Origin of the sequence: Butyrivibrio sp. AC2005 (assembly GCF_000424145.1) — a bacterium.
GTDB lineage: Bacteria > Bacillota > Clostridia > Lachnospirales > Lachnospiraceae > Butyrivibrio.
The window spans coordinates 260,841-285,091 of record NZ_AUJI01000009.1 but is presented as its reverse complement, the minus strand read 5'-3'; the positions used below and the strand labels follow the sequence as shown (position 1 = coordinate 285,091).

Here is a 24,251-nt window from a genome sequence, read left to right as displayed (position 1 = left end):
AAGAGCGGTCAATTGACCGCTCTCTTTATTTTATGTAATGTTCGAATTAAACGAGCTCAAGAACAACCATCATAGCTGCATCGCCCTTACGCTGACCAATCTTAACGATTCTTGTGTAACCACCGTTACGGCTGGCATACTTAGGACCATACTCTGTGAAAAGCTTATCAACAAGGTCGATCTGCTTTGTGTTCTTCTTTCTTCCAGCAGCTGCCTTCGGAACCTCAGTTACAGGATAAAGAGTCTTGAGGATCTGTCTTCTAGCGTGCATACGTGAAGGCTTATCCTTTTTGATCTCCTTCTGAACAGTATCATAAACTGTTACCTTCTTGCCATCCTTAACTTCCTTAACGCGCTTGCCATCCTTGTCTTTACGAGCAACCTTAGCCTCAACTGTAACAGTCTCGTAGTTGTCCATTTCCTTAGCTGCAAGAGCGATGATAGGCTCAACGATCTTCTTTACTTCCTTAGCTCTAGCCTCGGTTGTAACGATCTTTCCGTTGTAAAGGAGCATTGTTGCCTGGTTTCTAAGAAGAGCTCTTCTAGGCTTTGTTGCCTTGCCTAATTTTCTGTACATTGCCATAATAATTTTACTTCCTTTCTCAATCGCAGAATTCCTTCTGCTGTGGTGCATATCAGAATACTCTTTGGATTTACTTCCGGTATGTTGTTTGTTTACCTATGAGAATCCGCATCAGTACACATTGGTTTTACCTTCTGCGAAAACTAATTAATTCACCTCAAAATAAGATAAATTAGTTCTGATCGTCGCCAGTTCTGAGTGCAAGACCAAGCTCATCAAGCTTTGCAAGCACTTCCTCAAGGGACTTACGTCCAAGGTTACGAACCTTCATCATATCATCGGGAGTCTTGTTTGTAAGCTCCTCAACAGTATTGATTCCGGCTCTCTTGAGGCAGTTGAATGAACGAACACTGAGTTCAAGCTCGTCTATGCTCATCTCAAGAACTTTTTCCTTCTCATCATTGTCTTTCTCTACCATAACTTCTGCAGTCTTGGCATTCTCAGACAAGTCGATGAAGAGGCTAAGATGCTCACTAAGAACCTTTGCTGCAAGGCTGACAGCCTCATCGGGAGCAAGTGTTCCTTTAGTGTGAACATCAAGTGTCAGCTTATCATAGTCAGTTACCTGACCTACACGTGTATTTTCAACACTGACATTTACACGTTCTACAGGTGTATAGATAGAATCTACTGCTATTACACCGATAGGAAGATCTGCAAGCTTATTCTTATCAGAGCTTACATATCCTCTACCCTTTGTGATGGTAAGCTCCATGTAAAGCTTAGCATCTTTTCCGGACAGTGTTGCAATAACCTGATCGGGATTTGTGATCTCAATATCCTGATCAACCTGAATATCAGCAGCTGTAACAACACCTTCGCCTGTAAATTCGATGTATGCTGTCTTAGGCTCGTTTGTCTCAGAATTATTGCGAATAGAAAGATTCTTGATATTCATTATGATTTCAGTAACATCTTCCTTTACTCCGGGAATAGAACTGAACTCATGCAGTACACCTTCGATTTTGACCTGACTTACTGCTGCTCCAGGCAAAGAGGAAAGCATAATTCTTCTGAGTGAATTACCAAGGGTAATACCATAACCTCTCTCGAGAGGCTCTACAACGAATCTGCCATACTTCCTGTCTTCTGAAATTTCAGCAACTTCAATATTTGGTCTTTCAAAATCAAACACTGACATACCCTCCTTATAGTTTTATCGTGTTTCTAATTTATTACTTAGAATACAACTCGACGATCAACATTTCGTCTACAGGAACGTCGATTACATCTCTTGAAGGGAATTCTTTAACTGTTCCGCTAAGTTTTTCCTTGTTAACATCAAGCCACTCAGGAACGATTCTGCCTGCTGTGATCTCAGCGATGTCCTTGAATCTCTGGATGCTTCTTGCAGCTTCCTTAACTTCAATAACATCACCAGCTTTGATGAGGTATGAAGGAATGTTTACAACCTTACCGTTTACAGTGATGAACTTATGAAGAACAACCTGTCTTGCTTCTCTTCTTGTTCTTGCAAAGCCCATACGGAAAATAACATTATCAAGTCTGCGCTCAAGAAGAACCATAAGGTTTTCACCGGTCTGACCCTTCTGACGATCAGCCTTGTCGTAGTAGTTACGGAAAGGCTTCTCAAGAACGCCATAGATGAACTTTGCCTTCTGCTTCTCACGGAGCTGAAGTCCATACTCGCTCATCTTCTTGTTTGCTCTGCTGTTTGTTCTCTTGGACTTCTTGTCATATCCAAGGAATGTGGGATCCAAATCAAGTGATCTGCATCTCTTAAGTACTGGAACTCTGTTTACTGCCATTATTGGCTCCTTTCTTGTTCAGGAAAATCCTGACTGTTGTTTACAGCACGGCACTTCATGTGCCTTCATCCAACGAGTTTAAAGTTAATAGTGTCTATATGCTCCATCAGAGCCAGACGTAAAAACGCAGGCTCTGAATGAATACCAAAATAGGATTATACTCTGCGGCGCTTGGGCGGGCGGCATCCGTTATGAGGTACGGGAGTTACATCCGTAATACTGGTAACAGTAAGACCACTTGCAGCAAGAGCTCTGATAGCAGCTTCTCTTCCTGAACCCGGTCCCTTTACAAAGACATCAACTGTCTTAAGGCCGTGAATAAGTGCAGCCTTTGTTGCTGTCTCTGCAGCCATCTGTGCAGCATATGGAGTAGATTTCCTTGAACCCTTAAAACCGAGACCACCGGCACTTGCCCAGCTAAGAGCATTACCTGCAGCATCTGTCAATGTAACGATTGTGTTATTGAAAGATGACTGAATATGTGCCTGTCCGTGTTCAACGTTTTTCTTGACACGCTTCTTAGTTTTAGAAGCACTTGATTTCTGATTTGCCATTTTAAACTAACCTACTTTCTTCCTATGAATTATCTAAAGTTACTGTATGTAATAAGAGAATTACTTCTTCTTATTAGCAATTGTTCTCTTGGGACCTTTTCTTGTTCTTGCGTTGGTCTTTGTTCTCTGACCACGAACAGGAAGTCCTCTTCTGTGACGGATTCCTCTGTAGCATCCGATTTCTGAAAGACGCTTGATGTTCATAGCGATTTCTCTTCTAAGATCACCTTCTACGTCATAGTCATTACCGATAATCTCGGCAATCTTCTTTACTTCATCATCTGTAAGATCACGAACACGTGTGTCGGGATTTACATTTGCAGCAGCAAGTATTTTGTTTGAGCTTGTTCTACCAATACCATAGATGTATGTGAGACCAATCTCAACTCGCTTATCTCTGGGTAAGTCTACACCTGCAATACGAGCCATTTTTAAAATTCCTCCATAAATAAAAAATAATTAATCTGTTTTCAGGATATAACCTGAGGTTACTTGTTTGATTGGGGCTACATTGCCAGCCCAATCGGACAGTAGCTTGGTCCGATCTTTCCAATACGCTTGGTATCAAAAAGTAATGTCAAAATGACTCGAATCAGCCCTGTCTCTGTTTGTGCTTAGGGTTTTCGCAAATTACACGAATAACGCCTTTTCTCTTAATAACCTTGCACTTCTCGCACATAGGCTTAACAGAAGACCTAACTTTCATTTGTAACTCCTTTCTGGCATAAATGCGTACAAAAGGGCATACTTTTAGCCCTTTAAAAACGACCGCATTCAATAATAACATATATATATATGAATTACAAGTAGTATTTTTTATTGATTATTTATCTCTCCAAATAATTCTTCCCTTTGTAAGATCATAGGGTGAAAGTTCAAGAGTAACCTTATCTCCGGGGAGAATACGAATAAAATTCTGTCTGAGCTTTCCACTTATATGTGCAAGAACGATGTGTCCGTTCTCAAGCTCTACTCTGAACATTGTATTTGGAAGCTTTTCTACTACTTTTCCTTCAATTTCAATTACATCTGCTTTAGACATTTATTTAACCTCATTTCTCAATTGCATTTACATGGTTCATTTTATGATTGTCAGTATCTCTGGATCTCCATCCGGTGTTATGGCAATTGTATTCTCATAATGAGCGGCAATGGAGCCATCAAGTGTCACCACTGTCCAGTCATCATCAAGAAAAGCAATTTTTCTTTTACCCATTGTTATCATTGGTTCTACACACAATGTCATTCCGGGCTTAAGTAATATTCCTCTTCTAAACAGTTGCCTGAAATTCGGTACATATGGTTCTTCGTGAAGCTCTGTACCAATTCCATGCCCGGTCAGTTCCCGAACTATGCCATATCCAAAGGGAGTTACATATTTATCTATCGCTTTAGAAATGTCATATAATCGATTTCCTGCTTTAGCATATTTAATACCTTCAAAGAAGCTTTGCCTCGTAACTTCAATCAGCTTTTCGGCTTCCGGGGATATTTTACCGACTCCCCAGGTTCTTGCAGCGTCCGAATGATAACCCTTATATATGAGTCCAGTATCAAAAGAAACCACATCGCCTTCTTTTAATATAGTCTCTGCTTTAGGTATTCCGTGAACAACCTCGTCATTCACAGAAATACATACTGAAGCAGGATATCCTTCGTAATCCTTACAATTAGGAATACCACCACGACTGCGAATCGCTTCTTCTCCAATAGCATCAAGCTCTAAAGTGGAGATACCGGGTCTGAGTGCATCATGCAGCTCTTCATGAACCTGTGCAAGCAGTTCTCCTGCCTTTCTCATGAGGTTCAATTCTTCGTCTGTTTTAATGGTAACCGGCATTACTCTGTACCTCAATTATTAACCGAGAATACCTGTTATCTCATTGAAAACTTCCTGCATGTCCTTTGTTCCATCAACTGTCTTAAGAATATCTTTCTTTGTATAGTAGTCGATGAGGGGCTGTGTCTGCTCATGATAAACTGTAAGACGGTTCTTTACTGTCTCCGGCTTATCATCATCTCTCTGAACAAGTTCACTGCCACATGTATCACAAATACCTTCCTGCTTCGGAGGGATGTGCTCAATATGATATGTTGCACCACACTTAAGGCATGCTCTTCTTCCTGACATTCTGCGGATAATGTTTTCATCCGGAACATCAACATTTATAGCACAATCTACCTTATCGCCAAGCTTTGTAAGCTCTTTGTCAAGAACATCTGCCTGAGGAATTGTACGCGGGAAACCATCAAGAACATAACCGTTCTTGCAGTCATCCTGAGCTACTCTGTCAAGAAGGATCTCAACTGTGAGTTCATCGGGAACAAGCTGTCCCTTATCCATAAATTCCTTAGCCTTTTTTCCAAGCTCAGTACCATTTTTGATATTAGCTCTGAAAATATCGCCTGTAGAAATGTGCGGAACCTTGTACTTATCAGCTATCATCTTAGCCTGAGTTCCTTTACCTGCACCGGGTGCACCTAACATAATAATCTTCATAGTTATGCTCTCCTTTAAATTTACAAACAGTTACAAAATGCACATAAAGAGGTTAGGAAGCATATCTTTCGACATGCTTCGAAACCTCTCATGATTTAATCATCTAAAAAACCTTTGTAATTACGTACCAACATCTGTGATTCAATCTGCTTCACCGTTTCAAGAATAACACTTACAACAATGATAAGGCTCGTACCACCGAAGGATACGTTAGCTCCGAATACACCATTAAAGAAGATAGGAAGAACACCGATAATGGTAAGACCAACCGCTCCTATGAAAATGATGTAATTCAGAATGTTTGTTAAATAATCGCTGGTGGGCTTTCCGGGACGAATACCGGGAATGAAACCACCCTGCTTTTTCATATTATCCGCAATTTCAAGCGGATTAAATGTGATCGATGTATAGAAATACGCAAAGAAGATAAGCAGTAAAACATATACAACAAGTCCAATTGAATACTTCAGATTGGAAGGATCACACCAATAGCTTTGATTCAAGTATTTAAGGATCTCACTCCACGCCCCTGTTCCCTTATAGCCAACGAGCTGGCTGATAATAATCGGGAACTGGAAGAGGGACATCGCAAAGATAATAGGCATTACACCTGCGGTATTAACCTTAAGCGGAATCTCTGAATGGTTTCCACCATAGGTCTTTCTCCCCTGAATCTTTTTCGCATACTGTACCGGAATTCTACGCTCTGCACCGTTCAAAAGAACAACGAGAACTACCATTGCTACAATAACTGCAACAATAATGATTACCGATACCACCCCTCTGGCAATATTTTTGCCTGTTACAAACTGTGTGAACAAGCTGCTTAAATCGGAAGGCATTCTGGAGATAATGTTGATTGTGAGGACGATAGAAATACCATTTCCCACACCATTATCTGTGATGCGCTCACCGATCCACATAAGAAATGCACTGCCGGCGGTAAGAGCTGCAACAATCTCAACTACATACAGAGGTGACTTCTCAATGAGGAAGTTGCTTCTGTAGAAACCTATTGCCATAGCAACTGACTCGATAAGAGCAAGTGCTACAGTAATATAACGTGTAAGAGCTGCAAGCTTCTTTCTTCCATCCTCGCCATCACGCTGCCATTCCTCAAACTTAGGAATAGCAATCGTGAGAAGCTGAATGATAATGGAAGACGTGATATAAGGTGTAATATTGAGTGCCAGGATTGACATATTCTCAAATGAACCACCTGTAAATCGATCCATAAAACCAAAGGCATTGTTTTCGGATAACTCAGCAAACCACTGCTGGAAGACAGTTACGTTCATTCCAGGCACGGGTATTGCTGATCCAAGTCTGATCACTAAAAGCATAGCAAATGTGAACAGTAACTTTAATCGTATATCTTTGATTTTGAATGCATTCTTAATGGTTGTGAACATCAAATCACCTCTGCCGTTCCCCCAAGAGCTTCGATTTTCTCCTTAGCAGATGCACTATATGCATTTACCTTAACCGTAAGCTTTTTGGTAAATTCACCGTTTCCAAGTATCTTTACACCATCATACTCGTGCTTGATGATGCCGTTATCCTTAAGCGCCTGAATATCAACAACGCTGTCGTTGTCAAAACGCTCAAGTGAACTTACATTTATTGCTACGATATTCTTAGAGTTAATGTTCTTAAATCCTCTCTTAGGAAGACGACGGAACAGGGGCATCTGTCCACCCTCAAATCCGGGTCTCGGAGCACCTGAACGAGCCTTCTGTCCTTTGTGTCCCTTACCTGCAGTCTTGCCGTTTCCTGAGCCATGACCGCGGCCTCTTCTGAAATTGTCACTCTGAACAGAACCCTCAGCAGGTCTCAAATTAGATAATTCCATGACTTTCCTCCTTTATTAGTTCAGTTCTTCGACCTTAACAAGATGTCTGATCTGCTGGATCTGACCTCTGGTTGCAGAGTTATCCGGCAGTTCAACACTGCTGTTAAGCTTCTTAAATCCCATTGATTTTACCGTAGCAACCTGCTTCGGAACAGCACCAATAGTGGACTTAACCAATGTGATTTTAAGCATCTTTCCACTTTCTTTATTAGCTGCCATTGATTTTCTCCTTTACTAGCTGCCTATTATTAAGCGATAACTTCGTCTACAGACTTACCACGCTTCTTAGCAACTTCTTCCGGTGTCTTAAGATTTGCAAGACCATTGATGGTTGCATATACTACGTTCTGCTTGTTGTTAGAACCAAGTGACTTTGTACGAATGTTCTTGATTCCGGCAAGCTCACATACGGAACGAGCAGGACCACCAGCGATGATACCGGTACCTTCAGGAGATCTCTTAAGCAGAACCTCTGCGGAACCGAACTTACCAACGAAATCATGTGTAATACTGTTGTTCTCATCAAGCGGAACTGTGATTAGGTTCTTGGTTGCATCCTCCTTACCCTTACGGATAGCATCCGGAATTTCAGTAGACTTTCCAAGACCTACACCTACATGACCGTTTCCGTCACCTACAACAACGAGTGCAGTGAACTTCATGTTACGTCCACCCTTAACAACCTTTGTAACTCGCTTGATGGTAACGACTTTATCTGTTAATTCAAGCTGACTTGCATCAACGATTGTACGCTTCATTATCTTTCTCCCTTCCTTAGAATTCTAAGCCTGCTTTTCTGGCTGCCTCAGCCAGTGCTGCTACCTTACCATGGTAGATGTAACCGCCTCTGTCGAAAACAACAGTCTTGATACCTTTCTCCATTGCTCTCTTAGCAACAACATCACCAACGTATGCAGCGGCTTCAACATTATCTGTAACCTTAAGAGCTGACTTAATGTCCTTCTCAAGTGTGGAAGCAGAAACGAGTGTCTTACCGGCAACATCATCGATAACCTGAGCATACATATGATTATTACTTCTGAAAACTGCAAGACGCGGTCTTTCAGCAGTGCCGCTGAAACGATTGCGAATTCTCAGATGCTTCTTTTCGCGACTTTTCTGTCTGGATTCTTTACTAACCATTTTTTACTCTCCTTATCTCTTACTTCTTACCGGTCTTACCAACCTTGCGGCGGATAACTTCATCAGCGTACTTGATTCCCTTGCCCTTATACGGCTCAGGAGCTCTCTTCTCTCTGATGATAGCTGCGTGCTGGCCAACCTTTTCTTTATCTATTCCCTTGACGATAATAGCATTACCATCTACAACTGTCTCGATTCCTTCAGGATCATCGAGTTCAATAGGATGTGAATAGCCAAGGGTTAAGGTGAGTTTATTACCGCTCTTAGCTGCTCTGTAACCTACACCATTAACTTCAAGCTTCTTCTCATAGCCATCTGTAACACCAACAACCATGTTATTCAGAAGACTTCTTGAAAGTCCGTGAAGCGCTCTGGTCTTCTTCTGATCGTCAGGTCTCTTAACTTCGATCTGACCATCTTTCTGCTCAAACTGCATCTCAGCAGGGAAAACTCTTTCAAGAGTGCCCTTAGGACCCTTAACAGTCACCTTATTATTTTCTGCAACCTCTACTGTTACACCAGCAGGAATTGCGATTGGCATTTTTCCAATTCGTGACATGCCCGTACCTCCAATTTACCATACAAATGCAAGAACTTCACCACCAACCTGGAGCTCTCTTGCTTTTTTATCAGTTACAACACCCTGGTTTGTAGAAATGATAGCGATTCCGAGACCACCAAGTACTCTCGGGAGCTCATCTCTGCCTGCGTATACACGAAGACCAGGCTTGGAAATTCTCTTCAGACCGGTGATAACCTTATCATTTCTGTCAGCACCGTACTTAAGTGTGATGTGAAGGTTCTTGAAACCATTCTCTTCAACAACATCAAGTTTCTTAATATAACCTTCGTCAAGAAGAATGTTTGCGATAGCAAGCTTCATCTTTGAAGAAGGAACGTCAACTGTATCATGCTTTGCAGTGTTCGCATTACGAATTCTTGTAAGCATATCTGCAATAGGATCATTCATTGCCATTTTGAAAAAGCCTCCTTAATTTTCTATTATTGCTCCGCCTTACTGTGCCTGTATGCACAGAGACACGAAGCCGCAATGTTTTTTATTACCAACTAGCCTTACGTACACCGGGGATCTCACCCTTGTAAGCTAACTCACGGAAACAAATTCTGCAAATTCCGTACTTTCTAAGATAAGCATGGGGACGACCGCAGATTCTGCAACGGTTGTATGCACGTGTAGAAAACTTAGGTTTCATCTGCTGCTTTACCTTCATGGATAATTTAGCCATGTGTTCGATTCCTCCTTAATTACTTAGCGAAAGGCATGTTGAAGAGTGTTAAAAGTTCACGAGCCTCTTCATCAGTCTTGGCAGTTGTTGTGAAGATGATATCCATACCTCTTGTCTTATCTACCTTATCATACTCGATCTCAGGGAAGATGAGCTGCTCTTTGATACCAAGAGCATAGTTTCCTCTGCCATCAAATGCGTTCGGGTTAACACCACGGAAGTCGCGGACACGAGGAAGTGCAAGGTTAACGAGGCGATCCATGAACTCGTACATCTTCTCACCACGAAGAGTTACTTTACATCCGATCGGCATACCCTCTCTTATCTTGAAGTTAGCGATGGACTTCTTAGCCTTTGTATAAACAGGCTTCTGACCGGAGATGATCTGCATATCGTTTGCAGCGTTCTCAAGAACCTTAGCGTTCTCCTTAGCTTCTCCTACAGCCATATTGATTACGATCTTATCGAGCTTCGGAACTTCCATAACATTCTTATAACCGAACTTCTTTGTCATAGCGCTCACGATCTCGTCTTTGTATAAATCCTTATATCTACTCAAAGCTCCTTACCTCCTTTCCTTATCAGTCAATGACATCACCGGTTGACTTAGCGATGCGGACTTTCTTACCGTCCTCAACCTTGAAACCAACACGTGTTGCCTTTCCCTTGTGAACATACATAACGTTGGAGATGTCCATGGGAGCTTCCTGCTGAATGATACCACCGTTGGGGTTGGATGCTGAAGGCTTTGTGTGCTTTGTGATCATGTTAGCGCCTTCAACTACTACCTTACCATTCTTTGTGTCAACGGAGAGTACCTTGCCTTCTTTATCTTTGCTCTTACCAGCGATAACCTTTACAGTATCGCCCTTTTTAATCTTACTTGTAGACATTCGGTGCCTCCTTATAATACTTCCGGAGCGAGAGAAAGAATCTTCATGTACTTCTTGTCACGAAGCTCTCTTGCAACGGGTCCAAAAATACGAGTTCCCTTCGGGTTACCTTCATCGTTGATGATAACAGCTGCGTTCTCATCGAAACGGATGTAAGAACCATCCTTACGGCGAGTCTCTTTAACAGTACGTACTACAACTGCCTTAACAACATCACCCTTCTTTACAACGCCGCCTGGTGTTGCTTCTTTAACCGAAGCAACAACTACATCGCCGATTCTCGCATATCTTCTTGTAGAACCGCCCATAACACGAATTGTCAAAAGCTCTTTTGCACCAGTGTTATCAGCAACTCTAAGTCTGCTTTCCTGCTGAATCATGTTATTTCTCCTTTATAATCAACTATCAGCTAATTACTTAGCACGCTCAATAATCTGAACCAGTCTCCATCTCTTATCTTTAGAGATCGGTCTTGTTTCCATAACCTTGACTGTATCACCTATACGGCACTCATTGTTCTCATCATGAGCCTTCAGCTTATAGGTTCTTTTTACGATCTTCTTGTAAAGAGGATGCTTTACATGATCTTCGATGGAAACAACGATGGTCTTATCCATCTTATCGCTTGTTACTTTACCAACACGCGTTTTTCTTAAATTTCTTTCCACGATATACTCCTTTCAGGATTCCAATTACTGTGCTGCTTTCTGAGTGATCACAGTCTGAATTCTAGCAATGTTCTTTCTAACCTCTTTAATTCTTGCTGTGTTGTCCAGCTGGTTAGTTGCGTTCTGGAATCTCAGATTAAAAAGTTCCTTTTTAGCTGATACAAGCTCCTGGCTGAGTTCCTCAGCAGACTTAGCTTTCAGCTCTTCTACATATTTATTAGTTTTCATTGGATGCACCGCCTTCCAAATCAGCCTTTGAAACGATCTTGCACTTGCAAGGAAGTTTGTGTGTTGCAAGACGAAGTGCTTCTCTTGCAACTTCTTCATCGACTCCGCCGATTTCAAACATTACACGTCCAGGCTTAACAACTGCTACCCAGTAATCTACAGAACCCTTACCGGAACCCATACGAGTTTCAGCAGGCTTTGCTGTAACAGGCTTGTCAGGGAAAATCTTGATCCAAACCTGACCACCACGCTTGATGAAACGAGTCATAGCGACACGGGCTGCCTCGATCTGATTTGAACGAATCCAGCAGGGCTCAAGCGCTACTATTCCATACTCACCGTATGCAATATTGTTACCACGTGTAGCCTTACCAGCCATAGAACCGCGGAACTGCTTACGATGCTTTACTCTCTTCGGCATTAACATTATTTATCGCTCCCTTCCTTATCTGAATTCCCGGATGCTTTAGTAGGAAGTACTTCACCCTTATAGATCCATACCTTAACACCAACCTTACCATAGGTTGTATCTGCCTCAGCAAATCCATAATCAATATCTGCTCTAAGTGTCTGAAGCGGGATTGTTCCCTCGCTGTAGAACTCGCTACGAGCGATATCAGCACCACCAAGACGGCCACTGCAGCAAGCCTTGATACCCTGTGCATCTGTCTTCATTGTTCTGCTCATGCATGACTTCATAGCACGACGGAAAGATACACGATTCTCAAGCTGCTGTGCAATGTTCTCTGCAACAAGCTGAGCGTCCTTATCGGGCTTCTTGATTTCTTTGATATCTACAAGAACTTTCTTATCTGTAAGCTTTGAAAGCTCTTTCTTTGTAACTTCGATTTCTGCGCCACCCTTACCGATTACGAATCCGGGCTTTGCTGTATAAACGATTACCTTAACGCGGTCAGATGCTCTCTCGATCTCGATCTTTGAGATACCAGCAGCGTAAAGCTTCTTCTTCAGAAACTTTCTGATCTTGTAATCTTCAACAAGATTGTCTGCAAACTCGTCATTCTCTGCATACCATTTGGAATCCCAATCTGCAATGATGCCGACTCTGAGGCCATGAGGATTAACTTTCTGTCCCATTGAACTTACTTTCTCCTTTCTTATCTCTCATCCAGAATTACAGTCAAATGGCTTAATCTCTTCTGAATTCTGTAAGCTCTACCCTGAGCTCTAGGCTGAATTCTCTTCATAATCGGGCCATTGCTTGCATTGCACTCTGCAATGTACAGATTAGCTCTGTTCATGCCGTTGTTGTTCTCAGCATTTGCGATTGCAGAATTAAGTAACTTATAAATAACGCTGGAAGCGTATCTCGGATTGTACTCCAGGATAGCAAGTGCTGTCTCAACGTCCTTACCCCTGATAGCATCCATTACGAAGCATGCCTTCTGAACAGGGATTCTTGCGTAAGATAATTTTGCTGAAGGTCTTGTATCCTTCTGAGCATTTCTCTCTCTCTTTACTTGAGATCTATGTGCTGTTGCCATAGATTTAACCTCCTTTCAATGTTGAACCAAGTCACAGGACTTAGCGAACTCCGCCCTTCTTCTCGGTAGCTCCTGCATGACCTCTGTAGGTTCTTGTAGGAACAAACTCACCAAGCTTGTGACCAACCATATCTTCCGTTACATATACCGGAATATGCTTTCTTCCGTCATGAACAGCGATTGTGTGTCCAACGAAGGAAGGGAAAATCGTGGAACGACGGGACCATGTCTTAACGATTTGCTTCTGATTCTCTGCATTCATTGCATCAATCTTCTTAAGAAGACTTGCATCTGCGAAAGGTCCCTTTTTAAGTGATCTTGACATTGTCATTCTCCTTTTCTATCAACCTGGCATCAATTACTTGATTGCCTTACCGTCTCTTCTTCTGATGATCATCTTGTTAGAAGCCTTTTTCTTCTTACGTGTCTTGTAACCAAGAGCAGGCTTACCCCAAGGAGTGCACGGGCCGGGACGACCGATAGGTGCTCTACCCTCACCACCACCATGCGGGTGATCATTCGGGTTCATAACTGATCCACGAACTGTAGGACGGATGCCCATGTGACGCTTACGACCAGCTTTACCGATGTTGATAAGGTTATGATCAATGTTACCTACTGTACCGATTGTTGCACGACACTCGATCGGAACAAGTCTCATTTCGCCTGAAGGAAGACGAAGTGTTGCATACTTACCTTCCTTAGCCATGAGCTGTGCAGAGTTACCAGCTGAACGAACAAGCTGACCGCCTCTACCGGGATAAAGCTCGATGTTGTGTACGCTTTCACCGACAGGAATGTTTGCAAGAGGGAGGCAGTTACCGATACGAACTTCCGCATCAGGACCATTCATGATTGTCATGCCATCCTTAAGTCCCTGAGGAGCAAGGATGTAAGCCTTTGTGCCATCCTCATACTCAAGCAGTGCGATGTTTGCAGTTCTGTTAGGATCGTACTCGATACCGATAACCTTTGCTGTGCACTCATCTTTATAACGCTTGAAGTCGATGATTCTGTATTTTCTTCTTCCACCGCCACCGCGATGTCTTACAGTAATTTTACCCTGGTTGTTACGTCCAGCGATTGAATTCTTTGAAACAAGGAGGCTCTTCTCAGGAGTCTTCTTTGTGATTTCTGAGAAATCAGAACCTGTCATGTTTCTTCTGGACGGTGTATATGGGCCGTATTTCTTAATTCCCATGATAATCTCCTTTTTTGATATCACGCACGGTTATAAACCCGGATCCGGACTTTGTATTGATCCTGTGCGTATAGTTAATTAGTTATTATCAAAGTCCCTGGAAAATCTCGATGTCCTTGCTATCAGCTGTAAGCTGTACGATTGCCTTCTTGATCTTAGCTGTTCTGCCGTAGGTCATTCCGCGTCTCTTAAGCTTGCCGTTTGCGTTAAGTGTGTTTACTTTAGAAACCTTAGCGCCTTCGAACATCTTCTCAACTGCTTCCTTTATCTGAGTCTTGTTAGCTTCAGGATGAACGAAGAAAGTGTACTTTTTCTCACCCATAGCGTTCATGCTCTTCTCTGTGAGCACAGGCTCAAGGATTACGTCATAATACTGTAATGCTGCCATTATGCATACACCTCCTCAATCTTTGAAACTGCGTCCTTTGTAAGAACGAGTGTATGAGCGTTTACGATATCGTATACATTGATTGTGTTTGTAAGCGCTGTCTTAACCTCAGCGAGGTTCTTTGCAGACTTAACAACCTTCTCATCGTTCTCAGCAACAACAACAAGTGCCTTGCGAGTAGCCTTGAGGTTGTTCATAACCTCTGCAAACTTCTTTGTCTTAAACTCATCCATCTTAAGCTCGTCAAGAACGATAAGCTTGTTGTTCTGAACCTTATCTGTAAGTGCAGACTTAAGAGCTGCTCTCTTCTCCTTCTGGTTCATTTTGAAAGAGTAATCTCTCGGAACGGGAGCGAATACTACACCGCCGCCTGTCCACTGAGGAGATCTTGTTGAACCCTGTCTTGCATGACCGGTTCCCTTCTGTCTCCAAGGCTTACGACCACCTCCGCTAACTTCGGAACGTGTCTTTGCCTTCTGTGTACCCTGACGATTGTTAGCAAGCTGCTGAACAATTGCAAGATGTACGAGATGTTCATTAACTTCAACTCCGAAAATGGCATCATTAAGCTCTATGCTGCCAACTTCTTTGCCTTCCATATTATAAACAGATACGTTAGCCATCTGTATGTTCCTCCTTTCGTGAAAAGTTATGCCTCAACCTTTGTGGTTTCCTTGATTGTTACAAGTCCCTTCTTAGGTCCGGGTACTGCGCCCTTAACAAGGATCAGATTCTTATCAGCATCTACACGAACAACTTCAAGATTCTGAACTGTTACCTTTACGCAACCCATGTGACCAGGCATTCCTTTTCCCTTGAATACACGGCTCGGATCTGAACTGGATCCGTTAGAACCCTGATGACGGTGGAACTTTGAACCATGGGCCATAGGTCCTCTGTGCTGACCATTCTTCTTGATAGCGCCCTGGAATCCCTTACCTTTTGATGTTGCAGTTGCATCGATCTTGTCACCAGCGGCGAAGATGTCTGCCTTAATCTCACTTCCAAGCTCATACTCAGATGCGTTCTCAAATCTGAACTCGCGAACGAATCTCTTGCAGGATACGCCTGCCTTCTTGAAGTGACCCTGCTGAGCCTTGTTTACACCATGTGCATGTACGATTGTCTTCTTGCCGTTCTTGTCTCTGTTGATGATCTTTTCTTTCTTATCAACATAGCCAACCTGAACTGCGCTGTAACCATCGTTCTCAACTGTCTTGATCTGTGTTACTACACAGGGACCAGCCTGAAGAACTGTTACAGGTACAAGTGAACCGTCTTCGTTGAAGATCTGTGTCATACCGACCTTCGTAGCTAAGATAGCCTTCTTCATTGTATTTACCTCCTTATTACATCTACAGCGGATGCTTAAATCGTTCGCAATGTCGCTTCAATTGTTCTTTTCAAACAACTCTCCAGTATCACGGCATCATGCGTCTCGCATCATACTAGTAGAGGTTTACATTAGTTACCGATGAATTATTTCATCTTGATGTTGATGTTTACACCTGCGGGCATCTCTAATCTCTGAAGAGCCTCAACTGTCTTAGGTGTAGGTGTGATGATATCAATCAGTCTCTTGTGAGTTCTCTGCTCGAACTGCTCTCTGGAATCCTTGTACTTATGTACAGCACGAAGGATTGTTACTACTTCCTTTTTTGTAGGAAGCGGTACAGGTCCGGAAACCTGAGATCCGTTCTTCTTAACTGTCTCGATGATCTTCTTTGCAGAAGCATCTACGAGCTGATGATCATACGCCTTAAGTGTAATTCTCATTACCTGATTTGCCATAAAAAAAGTCGCCTCCTTTTCGCACTTTAATTAGATAAGTACGACAAGCGGTGACTGTACACTCTCCCGTGTGTGTCATGGACTCAAATTTAACCAATCTCTTTCACACGTCGTTTCTGCTCGCTAAGCTTACAGACATATTGTTTGTACAGTGACTTGTCGTCAGATTGTCTGACCATAAGGTCTCTTGACATTCGCTCCACGGAAAACCTGTCTCACTGGATAAGACAGCAACCTCACGCTTCACAGCTATCATGTCACAGCATGTGTTACTATATATCATTTTTTTATTCTATGCAAGTGTTATTTTCAAAATTAATCTCTTTTTATTAAAAATAGGCAATTTTAGCTATTTAAGCTTGATGTTTTTTAATCTTTTTCTTGCATACTCTACCATTTTATGCATTTTTAGATAAAATTGGTAAATGTTTCTTCTATTATTATATGGAAGAAACTCCGTATATTATATAATATGTTTGTAGAATTGCAATGATCTAGTTTTTAATAAGGAGTTTTTATGTGGATTGCAGATAATTGGAAGGACTATGAAGTTATTGACACCTCCGATGGTGAGAAGCTCGAGCGCTGGGGCGACTATATGCTGGTGCGTCCTGATCCCCAGGTAATATGGAATACAAAGAGGAAGCATATGGGATGGAAGAAGTTCAACGCCCGCTACCAGAGAAGCAATAAAGGCGGCGGCGAATGGGATTTTCGTTCCCTCCCCGAAGAATGGACTATTAATTATAAGGAACTTACTTTTCATTTAAAGCCCTTCAGCTTCAAACACACAGGCCTTTTTCCTGAGCAGGCTGCCAACTGGGACTGGTTCTCGGATCTTATAAAAAATGCTGACAGGCCTATAAAGGTTCTCAACCTCTTCGCATACACAGGCGGAGCTACAGTATCAGCTGCCAAGGCAGGAGCTGCTGTCACACACGTTGATGCTGCAAAGGGAATGGTTCAGTGGGCAAAGGAGAACGCTGCTTCATCAGGTCTTGCGGATGCGCCCATAAGATGGCTTGTGGACGACTGCGGCAAGTTCGTTGATCGTGAGATCAGACGTGGTAACCACTATGATGGAATAATTATGGATCCCCCTTCCTACGGCAGAGGTCCCAAGGGAGAAATTTGGAAAATTGAGGACTGTGTATATGATCTTATATTAAGAAGCGCTCAGCTCCTTTCAGATAAGCCTCTCTTTTTCCTTATTAATTCATATACAACAGGTCTGCAGCCGGCTGTTCTTTCCTATATGATACATACAGCGATCGATCCTCTTCACAAGGGAACCGTCGAAGCTGACGAGGTAGGGCTTCCCGTTTCATCAAATGGTCTTGTCCTTCCCTGCGGTGCAAGCGGACGATGGACTGCCTGCTGAGTGAACTGTCGTTTCAACATAACAGATACAGGCATTAAAAAAGCCATTACGGTTATCGACTCCGTAATGGCTTTTATTATTTCATTAAGGTTTTAATATAGAAAGAACTACTTCTTCCTCCTTGATTCCATAGCCTTCTGCTCGGCCTGAATCTCACGACGAATAATCTCCATTGTCTCTGAGTCAGCTCTCTCTTCCTCCTCTGTAGGAGTCATTCCGTAAGGCTTACCGTCTCCGGCATCAATCCTCTCACGAATCTGCTGCATTCTTCTGTCAAGCTGGTTTATAAGGTCTGCACTGAACTTAAGATCCTCCGAGATAAGCTCTGCATTTTCAATATTTTTCTTATATTTCATTTTGTGCTCAAGACTCGCCCAGAAATCCATAGCAATAGTCCTGAACTGTACCTCTACCTTCATCATCTCTTTGACATCAGTCAGAAAGATTGGTGTTTCGATAATAAGATGCAGACTTCGGTACCCACTATCCTTGGGTGTTGCAATATAATCCTTTTCAACCAGAACTTCAACATCATCCTGCTTCTTAAGACAATCGGCAACCATATAGATATCATCCACAAATGAACAGACAGCCCTGCAACCGGCAATATCTGAAATATTGCTCTCTATATTTTCTATGGAAAAAGGTATCCCTTTGCGGTTCAACTTATCATATATGCTTACAGGTGTCTTAATCCTGCTTTTAATACTTTCAAATGGATTACGATTGTTTTTAAGTGAGAGTTCCTTATTTAATACCTCCAGCTTGGTTCTCACCTCAGATAATGCACAATCATACTTCATCATCATGATCTGGAATTCCTGCACCTGCCCTCTCATTATGAGCAGCTGCTCGATTTCCTTCTGAGACACGTTGCTTACGTTCAACAGTGACTTCTGCTCATTGGTCATCAGCGTCCTGTCGAGCGACGTCAAATCAAGATTTCCAATAGCCATGGGCATTCCTCCAAATTGCTAATTATGCCCCCTCAATTTTAATTATATCACTATCATTCTGTGAATTATTAATTATCTGTAAAGCTTTTATTATGTTAATGCAAAAAGCCCACAAAAATATAAATAATTTGAAAAATAATTTCTTTATTCGTGCTCGCCCTCTGCAGTCATATCTGCATAGGAAATGATTCTGTAATTCAAGGTGGCTCTGGGGCCCGCAAGGTCCTTCAGTTTATCCTGAAGTCTTCTGTGAACAAGCATGCACTCCTCCACACCTGTTCCTGTAAGAAGTACAAGGTACTGCGTTCTTGAAAATCTGCAAAAAGCATCACCATGACGAAGAGTATCATTTATAGCATCCCTGAGGGCCTCCATTCTTCTCTCAGCTTTTTCCTCCTGCCTTATCTCCTTGCCTTCATAGTCCGCGATTGTAAGGAGTAAGAGGAAAACAGTAAGTCCATGTCTCTCCATATTTCTGCTTAATATATGATATGAAGCACTCATCTCCGGGAAAAGACATTCATAAGGTCCGCCCTCTTCCTCTTCATCTGCAATGAGTCCGCTCTTAAGGGAATTCTCGCCTGCTGCCTCATCTTCCTCACCGCTTTTTCCCGAAAAAGCAGCATCCTGAAGGTCCTGATAGCAGCGCTGCATATTTTCAGTAGGTGTGATTCCGAGCTCCTCAGCATAGTATCTGATCATATCTTCATAGAGAGAATACGCCTTGCGGTAATCCTTCATGAGTCTGTATGCATTTATCTCTCCTACCTGCCACTCGCAATCGGGATCTATCTCGGCTGCATTATGAAAAACATGAGCCATATTTTCATAATCGCCATTATTCATGTAATAGTCCGCAAGGTAGTCAACGCATTCTTCATATACGGTCCTTAAATCCTCACTCTTCTTGGATATCCAGTAGAGTTCATTAAGCTCCGGAAGAAAGTCTCCCTTATATATATCAAAAGCCTTGCGATAATAGTTTGCCTTATCGGCTTCTTTCGAAGCCTTCTTTGCATTATTTATATATTTCAAAAATTCAACAGTATCTGTATTTGCATCAATATCAGGATCAGCCTTATACATACCATCCGCAAAAGCAATCAAATTGCCTCCGGGAATTCCGGCCTTCTCAGCAACCTTCCTGAACTGGTATATCAGGTTGTTCATACTGTTATTGAGATTACTCTTCACATTCAGATCTTCGGAATAAATATCATCCTGAAGATCCTCCTTCATCACCCCGTCAGCGCCTGCTGTGAAAACTCTGGCAACCAGCTGAATGTACTTGGATGCACGGTTTCTGCCAAGAGTGATTTCTTTCCCGTTACATAAAATCCCAAATCCGCCTAATGTTTTGATGTAAAGTTTTGTTTTCTTCATGTCCCTCACATAACATTGATGAAGCTTCCCCCAAAGCTTTTATACAACAATGCCTTCTCCCTTTCTGACAAAATACTGTTCTCTTATGAAAACATATTGTTTAACGTCAATAATTATACCATGCCATTTAATCGTATGATAATAATTTCTGATATTTTTGTAAAATAATGAAAAAATACCCCCAAAAGATGATTTGTTTTCAGCACTAATATTTCTTTATTTTTACAGAAAGTCTCCCCTTTCTGGTAGATTTCTGAACACCATCATATACAAATTTTCCGTAGCCCCGAACAGAAACTCTCGCTCCCTCCTTGAGATCATATCCCGCTGAGTATGCAGTTTTTCCATCGACAAAAACAGATTCTGACTCCACCAGCTCCTGTGCTTTGCTACGGCTAAGCTTATAGACAAGTGCAAGTATTGCATCAAGCCTCTCGGATGAAACCGTGCCCTCCAGCTCCTGATATTCAGGAATAATATCACACTCTCCCACGGGAACTTCCCTGCATTTTACTGTGGTGTGCTTTATTCTGCAGAGCTCATCACATATAAGAGGTGCAACTTCCTTCATAACAAACACATATCCTCTGGTCTGATCCGTTCTTATATCGCCTATTCTGTTTCTCTCGATCCCCATATTCATGAGAGCTCCCAAAAAGTCCCTGTGAGTAAGCTCATCCGCAAACTTTTTATTCACAGGCTCTATCAAAATGCAGCTTATAACTTCAGCCTCAGACTCCTCCTGAAGAAGGAATGTCTCCTTATCCAGATAAGACGGAAGAAAGCACATCACAGACCTTTCCGCCTCTGATGTGCCTCCATATACGACATAATTCACTCCATCAATCTGACTGTCGCCTGTGATCATGCCATTCGCCACGCACATGGAACTCACATCATAAAGCTCAGAGCCTGATAAAAACTCCGTGTGTGTAACATAATTATTTTCATATGCTCTTCTTGCCAGATCTCTTATTCTGCCAAGCAAAATCTTATCATTATTCATAACCGCTATCGACTTTACCAAAATGAGATTCGTCCTTAACCAACGTCCTCTCATTTTACCACAAATTACAAACTTTTTATGCGGTCGATCGCTCTTATTGTATTCTCTCTGCTTCCGAAAGCCGTAAGTCTGAAATAATGCTCACCGGAGGGGCCAAAGCCTGATCCGGGTGTTCCTACAACATTTCCTTTTTCAAGAAGATAATCAAAGAACTCCCAGCTTGTCATGTTGTCAGGTGTTCTCATCCAGATATAAGGTGCATTTACTCCGCCATATGCTTCAAAGCCCGCATCCTTCAGACCTTCGCTGATAATCTTTGCGTTCTGCATGTAGTATGCAATCTGCTCTTCAACCTGTTTTCTTCCTGCCTCAGAATATACTGCCTCACCTGCTCGCTGTACAATATATGGGGCACCATTATACTTGGTTCCATGGCGTCTTGCCCATAGAGGCCACAGCTTTTCTCCGCCAGTTGTAAGCTCCTTAGGTATTACAGTATACCCAAGTCTTAATCCTGTGAAGCCTGCTGTCTTTGAGAAGGATCTGAACTCAATAGCACATTCCTTAGCACCCTCACATTCATAAATGCTGTGTGGAATATCAGCCTCTGAAATATATGATTCATAAGCTGCATCATACAGAATTACGGAATCATGTTCGTTAGCATAGTCTACCCATGTCTGCAGCTGTTCTTTATTCATAACTGCTCCGGTGGGATTATTAGGGAAACACAGATAAATCAAATCCGGAACTTCATCCGGAATATCAGGCGCAAATCCATTCTCCTTAGTACACTTCATGTAGATTACATCACGGAATCTCTCCAGCTCTGAATCATATTCACCGGTTCTTCCTGCCATTACGTTTGAATCAACATAGACAGGATACACAGGATCTGTCACTGCTATCTTGTTATCAAGTCCGAAGATTTCCTGGATATTGCCACAGTCGCTCTTAGCACCATCTGATACAAAAATCTCATCGGGAGAAATATCACATCCGCGTGCCTTGAAATCCTTTTCCGAAATAACATTTCTGAGAAAATCGTATCCAAGATCAGGAGCATAACCCATGAAGGTGTCAGCATTTCCCATCTCGTCAACAGCCTTGTGAAGAGCATCTATAACAGCAGGCGCAAGGGGCTGCGTAACATCACCGATTCCGAGTCTGATAATCTCCTTGTCGGGATTCTTTTCGGAAAACTCCTTCACCTTTTTTCCTATAGTAGAAAACAGATAACTTCCTGGAAGCTTCAAATAATTATTATTAACTCTAGCCATGCTTCATTGTCTCCTTTTCATAATCAAATAGTAGGATTTACACAAAAATAGGCGCCTTGAACACATATGTCCAAGACGCCTTTGCCTTTTACCTGATATAATTTACAACCGCAGACATCGCTATGTCAAGATGTTACGATACTCCGCAGGTAATTCCTACAAATTTTTTATAAAAGAATTTGACATTAGTTCTAAAAGTAATTACCATATATTTGTATTATTTTGTAATGGCAATGGCGCCAAAACAGTAGGGAATCTCTCGCTGTTTTGGCGCTTTTTTTATTTTTAACAGTTTTATTTCTAATTTATAAGGAGGCTATATGTCGGTAAAGTATGTTTTTGTAATGGGTGGTGTCGTTTCAGGTCTTGGAAAAGGAATAACCGCTGCGTCACTTGGAAGGCTTTTGAAGGCCCGTGGTTACAAGGTGACCATGCAGAAATTTGACCCGTATATAAACATGGATCCGGGAACCATGAATCCTATTCAGCATGGTGAAGTTTTCGTAACTGAAGACGGAACCGAAACGGATCTTGACCTTGGACATTATGAACGTTTCATCGACGAAAGCCTCGACAAAAACTCGAATGTTACAACAGGAAAAATCTATTGGTCAGTTCTCCACAAAGAAAGACGCGGAGATTACGGCGGACATACTGTCCAGGTTATACCCCACATAACAGATGAGATAAAGGGACGTTTCTACAGAAATTATGAAAACGAAGATACACACATTGCAATCATCGAAGTAGGCGGCACCGTCGGTGATATTGAGTCACAGCCCTTCCTTGAATCCATCAGACAGTTCCAGCACGAGGTGGGACATGAAAATGCCATGATCATTTTGGTATCCCTGATTCCATACCTCAGATGCTCTCAGGAAATAAAGACAAAGCCCACTCAATCAGCAGTAAAGACGCTGCAGGGAATGGGTCTTTCCCCCGACATAATTGTCTGCAGAACAGAGGTTGAGCTTGATAAGGATACCAAGGAAAAAATCTCCCTCTTCTGTAACGTTCCAAGTAAGAATGTTTTAAACAACCTTGATCTTAAGTACTTATATGAAGCACCTCTTGCAATGGAAAAGGAACATCTTGCAGAGGTTACACTTGAATGTCTGAACCTTGAATGTAAGGCTCCCGACCTCACTGACTGGCAGAACATGGTGGACACCTTATACTCACTCAATGAAACCGTAACTGTCGCTCTTGTAGGAAAATACACTCAGCTTCACGATGCATATTTAAGTGTTGTGGAAGCCTTAAAGCACGGTGGAATTGCAGCAAAGAGAGAGGTAAAAATTAAGTGGGTTGATTCGGAAACCATCACTCCGGAAAATGTAAGTGATGCATTTTCAGATGTTCAGGGAATAATTGTTCCCGGTGGCTTTGGTGACCGCGGTATAGAAGGAATGATCACCTCCATCCGATACGCCCGTGAAAACAAGATTCCTTTCCTTGGAATATGCCTCGGAATGCAGCTTGCGATAATTGAATTTGCAAGAAATGTTCTTGGATATGATGATGCACATTCAATAGAATTCAATCCTGCAACAACACATCCTCTGATCGCACTTTTACCCGATCATACCACAGGTGAGGATCTTGGCGGAACTCTGCGACTTGGTTCTTACCCCTGCACACTTGAGAAGGATACACTTGCTTATTCACTTTATGGTACGGAGAATATTACAGAGCGTCATCGTCACCGCTATGAAGTGAACAATGACTTTAGAGATGCTCTTAAGGAGAACGGTCTTCGCCTTTGCGGATTATCTCCCGATAACAGAATTGTTGAGATGATAGAATATCCGGAAAATGCATTTTTCATTGCTACTCAGGCACATCCGGAATTCAAATCCCGTCCCAACAATCCGCATCCGCTTTTTGCAGGTTTCATAAAGGCTGCAAGGGATTTTAAATAAT

The 24,251-nt window shown here is 42.2% G+C and carries 37 protein-coding genes; 2 read left to right on the top strand and 35 right to left on the bottom strand.

All coding sequences use genetic code 11. The annotated features are described in order from the left end of the window. Positions 1–46: 46 nt before the first annotated feature. The 31 genes from G602_RS0101195 to rpsJ form a co-directional block, all read right to left on the bottom strand. Positions 47–583: a bL17 family ribosomal protein gene (locus G602_RS0101195; protein WP_026657250.1), complete on the bottom strand. Its 537-nt coding sequence runs from the start codon at positions 581–583 to the stop codon at positions 47–49. A gap of 172 nt (positions 584–755) precedes the next feature. After that, positions 756–1,718: a DNA-directed RNA polymerase subunit alpha gene (locus tag G602_RS0101190; RefSeq protein WP_026657249.1), complete on the bottom strand. Its 963-nt coding sequence runs from the start codon at positions 1,716–1,718 to the stop codon at positions 756–758. Positions 1,719–1,758: 40 nt separating this feature from the next. Next, entirely contained in the window at positions 1,759–2,352 is a 594-nt protein-coding gene (rpsD, locus tag G602_RS0101185) for a 30S ribosomal protein S4 (protein ID WP_026657248.1), read from the bottom strand. A 155-nt stretch (positions 2,353–2,507) separates the two neighbouring features. Continuing rightward, positions 2,508–2,906: a 30S ribosomal protein S11 gene (gene rpsK / locus G602_RS0101180; protein ID WP_022761314.1), complete on the bottom strand. Its 399-nt coding sequence runs from the start codon at positions 2,904–2,906 to the stop codon at positions 2,508–2,510. Between the two features lie 60 nt (positions 2,907–2,966). Then, the gene (gene rpsM, locus G602_RS0101175) at positions 2,967–3,335 is read right to left on the bottom strand and encodes a 30S ribosomal protein S13 (RefSeq protein WP_022761315.1); all 369 of its coding nucleotides are present in this window, start codon (positions 3,333–3,335) and stop codon (positions 2,967–2,969) included. A gap of 163 nt (positions 3,336–3,498) precedes the next feature. Continuing rightward, the gene (gene rpmJ / locus G602_RS29625) at positions 3,499–3,612 is read right to left on the bottom strand and encodes a 50S ribosomal protein L36 (protein ID WP_022754357.1); all 114 of its coding nucleotides are present in this window, start codon (positions 3,610–3,612) and stop codon (positions 3,499–3,501) included. 117 nt (positions 3,613–3,729) lie between these two features. After that, the gene (infA, locus tag G602_RS0101170) at positions 3,730–3,948 is read right to left on the bottom strand and encodes a translation initiation factor IF-1 (protein ID WP_022761316.1); all 219 of its coding nucleotides are present in this window, start codon (positions 3,946–3,948) and stop codon (positions 3,730–3,732) included. A 36-nt stretch (positions 3,949–3,984) separates the two neighbouring features. Continuing rightward, positions 3,985–4,746 (bottom strand): type I methionyl aminopeptidase, encoded by a 762-nt coding sequence (map, locus tag G602_RS0101165; RefSeq protein ID WP_026657247.1) that lies wholly within the window; start codon positions 4,744–4,746, stop codon positions 3,985–3,987. 18 nt (positions 4,747–4,764) lie between these two features. Then, a complete protein-coding gene (locus G602_RS0101160; protein ID WP_026657246.1) occupies positions 4,765–5,406 on the bottom strand; it encodes an adenylate kinase in 642 nt (213 codons plus the stop codon). Positions 5,407–5,501: 95 nt separating this feature from the next. After that, positions 5,502–6,818 (bottom strand): preprotein translocase subunit SecY, encoded by a 1,317-nt coding sequence (gene secY, locus G602_RS0101155; protein WP_026657245.1) that lies wholly within the window; start codon positions 6,816–6,818, stop codon positions 5,502–5,504. Further along, the gene (gene rplO / locus G602_RS0101150; RefSeq protein ID WP_026657243.1) at positions 6,818–7,258 is read right to left on the bottom strand and encodes a 50S ribosomal protein L15; all 441 of its coding nucleotides are present in this window, start codon (positions 7,256–7,258) and stop codon (positions 6,818–6,820) included. Before rplO ends, secY begins: the two co-directional genes overlap by 1 nt. Before the next feature lie 15 nt (positions 7,259–7,273). Beyond that, complete coding sequence (gene rpmD / locus G602_RS0101145) at positions 7,274–7,477, bottom strand: 50S ribosomal protein L30 (protein WP_022761321.1); 204 nt, start codon at positions 7,475–7,477, stop codon at positions 7,274–7,276. 29 nt (positions 7,478–7,506) lie between these two features. Further along, positions 7,507–8,016, bottom strand: coding sequence for a 30S ribosomal protein S5 (rpsE, locus tag G602_RS0101140; RefSeq protein WP_026493614.1), 510 nt, complete (start codon positions 8,014–8,016; stop codon positions 7,507–7,509). Positions 8,017–8,032: 16 nt separating this feature from the next. Continuing rightward, a complete protein-coding gene (rplR, locus tag G602_RS0101135; protein ID WP_026657242.1) occupies positions 8,033–8,401 on the bottom strand; it encodes a 50S ribosomal protein L18 in 369 nt (122 codons plus the stop codon). A 19-nt stretch (positions 8,402–8,420) separates the two neighbouring features. Next, complete coding sequence (rplF, locus tag G602_RS0101130; RefSeq protein ID WP_026657241.1) at positions 8,421–8,960, bottom strand: 50S ribosomal protein L6; 540 nt, start codon at positions 8,958–8,960, stop codon at positions 8,421–8,423. A 15-nt stretch (positions 8,961–8,975) separates the two neighbouring features. Beyond that, positions 8,976–9,377, bottom strand: coding sequence for a 30S ribosomal protein S8 (gene rpsH / locus G602_RS0101125; RefSeq protein ID WP_026493612.1), 402 nt, complete (start codon positions 9,375–9,377; stop codon positions 8,976–8,978). 85 nt (positions 9,378–9,462) lie between these two features. Continuing rightward, entirely contained in the window at positions 9,463–9,648 is a 186-nt protein-coding gene (locus G602_RS0101120) for a type Z 30S ribosomal protein S14 (RefSeq protein ID WP_022761326.1), read from the bottom strand. A 19-nt stretch (positions 9,649–9,667) separates the two neighbouring features. Next, the gene (rplE, locus tag G602_RS0101115) at positions 9,668–10,207 is read right to left on the bottom strand and encodes a 50S ribosomal protein L5 (protein WP_022761327.1); all 540 of its coding nucleotides are present in this window, start codon (positions 10,205–10,207) and stop codon (positions 9,668–9,670) included. A gap of 22 nt (positions 10,208–10,229) precedes the next feature. Next, positions 10,230–10,541, bottom strand: coding sequence for a 50S ribosomal protein L24 (gene rplX, locus G602_RS0101110; RefSeq protein WP_026493611.1), 312 nt, complete (start codon positions 10,539–10,541; stop codon positions 10,230–10,232). An 11-nt stretch (positions 10,542–10,552) separates the two neighbouring features. Beyond that, on the bottom strand, positions 10,553–10,921 hold the full coding sequence (rplN, locus tag G602_RS0101105; RefSeq protein ID WP_026493610.1) for a 50S ribosomal protein L14: 369 nt from the start codon (positions 10,919–10,921) through the stop codon (positions 10,553–10,555). Between the two features lie 33 nt (positions 10,922–10,954). Further along, positions 10,955–11,209 (bottom strand): 30S ribosomal protein S17, encoded by a 255-nt coding sequence (rpsQ, locus tag G602_RS0101100; RefSeq protein WP_026493609.1) that lies wholly within the window; start codon positions 11,207–11,209, stop codon positions 10,955–10,957. Positions 11,210–11,233: 24 nt separating this feature from the next. Continuing rightward, a complete protein-coding gene (rpmC, locus tag G602_RS0101095) occupies positions 11,234–11,437 on the bottom strand; it encodes a 50S ribosomal protein L29 (protein WP_022761331.1) in 204 nt (67 codons plus the stop codon). Continuing rightward, positions 11,427–11,864 (bottom strand): 50S ribosomal protein L16, encoded by a 438-nt coding sequence (gene rplP, locus G602_RS0101090; RefSeq protein WP_026657240.1) that lies wholly within the window; start codon positions 11,862–11,864, stop codon positions 11,427–11,429. Before rplP ends, rpmC begins: the two co-directional genes overlap by 11 nt. Continuing rightward, positions 11,864–12,535 (bottom strand): 30S ribosomal protein S3, encoded by a 672-nt coding sequence (rpsC, locus tag G602_RS0101085; protein WP_026657239.1) that lies wholly within the window; start codon positions 12,533–12,535, stop codon positions 11,864–11,866. Before rpsC ends, rplP begins: the two co-directional genes overlap by 1 nt. Before the next feature lie 20 nt (positions 12,536–12,555). Continuing rightward, positions 12,556–12,942 carry a 50S ribosomal protein L22 gene (rplV, locus tag G602_RS24730; protein WP_022761334.1) on the bottom strand — a complete coding sequence of 129 codons (387 nt, stop codon included), beginning with the start codon at positions 12,940–12,942 and terminating at the stop codon, positions 12,556–12,558. A gap of 40 nt (positions 12,943–12,982) precedes the next feature. After that, on the bottom strand, positions 12,983–13,267 hold the full coding sequence (gene rpsS / locus G602_RS0101075) for a 30S ribosomal protein S19 (RefSeq protein WP_026657237.1): 285 nt from the start codon (positions 13,265–13,267) through the stop codon (positions 12,983–12,985). Between the two features lie 33 nt (positions 13,268–13,300). Further along, positions 13,301–14,143, bottom strand: coding sequence for a 50S ribosomal protein L2 (gene rplB, locus G602_RS0101070; RefSeq protein ID WP_026657236.1), 843 nt, complete (start codon positions 14,141–14,143; stop codon positions 13,301–13,303). Between the two features lie 88 nt (positions 14,144–14,231). Further along, a complete protein-coding gene (gene rplW, locus G602_RS0101065) occupies positions 14,232–14,531 on the bottom strand; it encodes a 50S ribosomal protein L23 (protein ID WP_026493605.1) in 300 nt (99 codons plus the stop codon). After that, positions 14,531–15,154, bottom strand: coding sequence for a 50S ribosomal protein L4 (rplD, locus tag G602_RS0101060; protein WP_026657235.1), 624 nt, complete (start codon positions 15,152–15,154; stop codon positions 14,531–14,533). The genes rplW and rplD overlap by 1 nt, the downstream gene beginning before the upstream one ends. Before the next feature lie 26 nt (positions 15,155–15,180). Beyond that, the gene (gene rplC / locus G602_RS0101055; protein WP_026657234.1) at positions 15,181–15,864 is read right to left on the bottom strand and encodes a 50S ribosomal protein L3; all 684 of its coding nucleotides are present in this window, start codon (positions 15,862–15,864) and stop codon (positions 15,181–15,183) included. Positions 15,865–16,010: 146 nt separating this feature from the next. Next, on the bottom strand, positions 16,011–16,322 hold the full coding sequence (gene rpsJ, locus G602_RS0101050) for a 30S ribosomal protein S10 (RefSeq protein ID WP_022761340.1): 312 nt from the start codon (positions 16,320–16,322) through the stop codon (positions 16,011–16,013). A 517-nt stretch (positions 16,323–16,839) separates the two neighbouring features. On the opposite strand from rpsJ, the gene G602_RS0101045 reads away from it, so the two are divergent. Next, on the top strand, positions 16,840–17,703 hold the full coding sequence (locus G602_RS0101045) for a class I SAM-dependent methyltransferase (RefSeq protein WP_026657233.1): 864 nt from the start codon (positions 16,840–16,842) through the stop codon (positions 17,701–17,703). Positions 17,704–17,810: 107 nt separating this feature from the next. On the opposite strand, the gene G602_RS24725 is transcribed toward G602_RS0101045, so the two are convergent. The 4 genes from G602_RS24725 to G602_RS0101025 all read right to left on the bottom strand — a co-directional run bounded on the left by G602_RS24725 (position 17,811) and on the right by G602_RS0101025 (position 22,328). Next, positions 17,811–18,659 carry a GTP pyrophosphokinase gene (locus tag G602_RS24725; protein WP_081675791.1) on the bottom strand — a complete coding sequence of 283 codons (849 nt, stop codon included), beginning with the start codon at positions 18,657–18,659 and terminating at the stop codon, positions 17,811–17,813. 144 nt (positions 18,660–18,803) lie between these two features. Beyond that, positions 18,804–20,042 carry a bacterial transcriptional activator domain-containing protein gene (locus G602_RS0101035; RefSeq protein ID WP_026657232.1) on the bottom strand — a complete coding sequence of 413 codons (1,239 nt, stop codon included), beginning with the start codon at positions 20,040–20,042 and terminating at the stop codon, positions 18,804–18,806. Between the two features lie 205 nt (positions 20,043–20,247). Next, the gene (locus G602_RS0101030; RefSeq protein WP_049944991.1) at positions 20,248–21,069 is read right to left on the bottom strand and encodes a YlmH family RNA-binding protein; all 822 of its coding nucleotides are present in this window, start codon (positions 21,067–21,069) and stop codon (positions 20,248–20,250) included. 44 nt (positions 21,070–21,113) lie between these two features. Then, a complete protein-coding gene (locus G602_RS0101025; protein ID WP_026657229.1) occupies positions 21,114–22,328 on the bottom strand; it encodes an LL-diaminopimelate aminotransferase in 1,215 nt (404 codons plus the stop codon). 320 nt (positions 22,329–22,648) lie between these two features. Here G602_RS0101025 and G602_RS0101020 point away from each other — a divergent pair, with 320 nt between their 5' ends. Then, positions 22,649–24,250 (top strand): CTP synthase, encoded by a 1,602-nt coding sequence (locus G602_RS0101020; protein ID WP_026657228.1) that lies wholly within the window; start codon positions 22,649–22,651, stop codon positions 24,248–24,250. Position 24,251: the final 1 nt, after the last annotated feature.

Bases quoted from the DNA above. Each gene is read 5' to 3' on its own strand.
- G602_RS0101195 (WP_026657250.1), bottom strand. From the start codon at position 583: ATGGCAATGTACAGAAAATTAGGCAAGGCAACAAAGCCTAGAAGAGCT.
- rpsD (WP_026657248.1), bottom strand. From the start codon at position 2,352: ATGGCAGTAAACAGAGTTCCAGTACTTAAGAGATGCAGATCACTTGAT.
- rpsK (WP_022761314.1), bottom strand. From the start codon at position 2,906: ATGGCAAATCAGAAATCAAGTGCTTCTAAAACTAAGAAGCGTGTCAAG.
- rpsM (WP_022761315.1), bottom strand. From the start codon at position 3,335: ATGGCTCGTATTGCAGGTGTAGACTTACCCAGAGATAAGCGAGTTGAG.
- rpmJ (WP_022754357.1), bottom strand. From the start codon at position 3,612: ATGAAAGTTAGGTCTTCTGTTAAGCCTATGTGCGAGAAGTGCAAGGTT.
- infA (WP_022761316.1), bottom strand. From the start codon at position 3,948: ATGTCTAAAGCAGATGTAATTGAAATTGAAGGAAAAGTAGTAGAAAAG.
- map (WP_026657247.1), bottom strand. From the start codon at position 4,746: ATGCCGGTTACCATTAAAACAGACGAAGAATTGAACCTCATGAGAAAG.
- G602_RS0101160 (WP_026657246.1), bottom strand. From the start codon at position 5,406: ATGAAGATTATTATGTTAGGTGCACCCGGTGCAGGTAAAGGAACTCAG.
- secY (WP_026657245.1), bottom strand. From the start codon at position 6,818: ATGTTCACAACCATTAAGAATGCATTCAAAATCAAAGATATACGATTA.
- rplO (WP_026657243.1), bottom strand. From the start codon at position 7,258: ATGGAATTATCTAATTTGAGACCTGCTGAGGGTTCTGTTCAGAGTGAC.
- rpmD (WP_022761321.1), bottom strand. From the start codon at position 7,477: ATGGCAGCTAATAAAGAAAGTGGAAAGATGCTTAAAATCACATTGGTT.
- rpsE (WP_026493614.1), bottom strand. From the start codon at position 8,016: ATGAAGCGTACAATCGTTGATGCAAGTCAGCTTGAATTAACAGATAAA.
- rplR (WP_026657242.1), bottom strand. From the start codon at position 8,401: ATGGTTAGTAAAGAATCCAGACAGAAAAGTCGCGAAAAGAAGCATCTG.
- rplF (WP_026657241.1), bottom strand. From the start codon at position 8,960: ATGTCACGAATTGGAAAAATGCCAATCGCAATTCCTGCTGGTGTAACA.
- rpsH (WP_026493612.1), bottom strand. From the start codon at position 9,377: ATGGCAATGAATGATCCTATTGCAGATATGCTTACAAGAATTCGTAAT.
- G602_RS0101120 (WP_022761326.1), bottom strand. From the start codon at position 9,648: ATGGCTAAATTATCCATGAAGGTAAAGCAGCAGATGAAACCTAAGTTT.
- rplX (WP_026493611.1), bottom strand. From the start codon at position 10,541: ATGTCTACAAGTAAGATTAAAAAGGGCGATACTGTAAAGGTTATCGCT.
- rplN (WP_026493610.1), bottom strand. From the start codon at position 10,921: ATGATTCAGCAGGAAAGCAGACTTAGAGTTGCTGATAACACTGGTGCA.
- rpmC (WP_022761331.1), bottom strand. From the start codon at position 11,437: ATGAAAACTAATAAATATGTAGAAGAGCTGAAAGCTAAGTCTGCTGAG.
- rplP (WP_026657240.1), bottom strand. From the start codon at position 11,864: ATGTTAATGCCGAAGAGAGTAAAGCATCGTAAGCAGTTCCGCGGTTCT.
- rpsC (WP_026657239.1), bottom strand. From the start codon at position 12,535: ATGGGACAGAAAGTTAATCCTCATGGCCTCAGAGTCGGCATCATTGCA.
- rplV (WP_022761334.1), bottom strand. From the start codon at position 12,942: ATGGCAACAGCACATAGATCTCAAGTAAAGAGAGAGAGAAATGCTCAG.
- rpsS (WP_026657237.1), bottom strand. From the start codon at position 13,267: ATGTCAAGATCACTTAAAAAGGGACCTTTCGCAGATGCAAGTCTTCTT.
- rplB (WP_026657236.1), bottom strand. From the start codon at position 14,143: ATGGGAATTAAGAAATACGGCCCATATACACCGTCCAGAAGAAACATG.
- rplW (WP_026493605.1), bottom strand. From the start codon at position 14,531: ATGGCAGCATTACAGTATTATGACGTAATCCTTGAGCCTGTGCTCACA.
- rplD (WP_026657235.1), bottom strand. From the start codon at position 15,154: ATGGCTAACGTATCTGTTTATAATATGGAAGGCAAAGAAGTTGGCAGC.
- rplC (WP_026657234.1), bottom strand. From the start codon at position 15,864: ATGAAGAAGGCTATCTTAGCTACGAAGGTCGGTATGACACAGATCTTC.
- rpsJ (WP_022761340.1), bottom strand. From the start codon at position 16,322: ATGGCAAATCAGGTAATGAGAATTACACTTAAGGCGTATGATCATCAG.
- G602_RS0101045 (WP_026657233.1), top strand. From the start codon at position 16,840: ATGTGGATTGCAGATAATTGGAAGGACTATGAAGTTATTGACACCTCC.
- G602_RS24725 (WP_081675791.1), bottom strand. From the start codon at position 18,659: ATGGCTATTGGAAATCTTGATTTGACGTCGCTCGACAGGACGCTGATG.
- G602_RS0101035 (WP_026657232.1), bottom strand. From the start codon at position 20,042: ATGAAGAAAACAAAACTTTACATCAAAACATTAGGCGGATTTGGGATT.
- G602_RS0101025 (WP_026657229.1), bottom strand. From the start codon at position 22,328: ATGGCTAGAGTTAATAATAATTATTTGAAGCTTCCAGGAAGTTATCTG.
- G602_RS0101020 (WP_026657228.1), top strand. From the start codon at position 22,649: ATGTCGGTAAAGTATGTTTTTGTAATGGGTGGTGTCGTTTCAGGTCTT.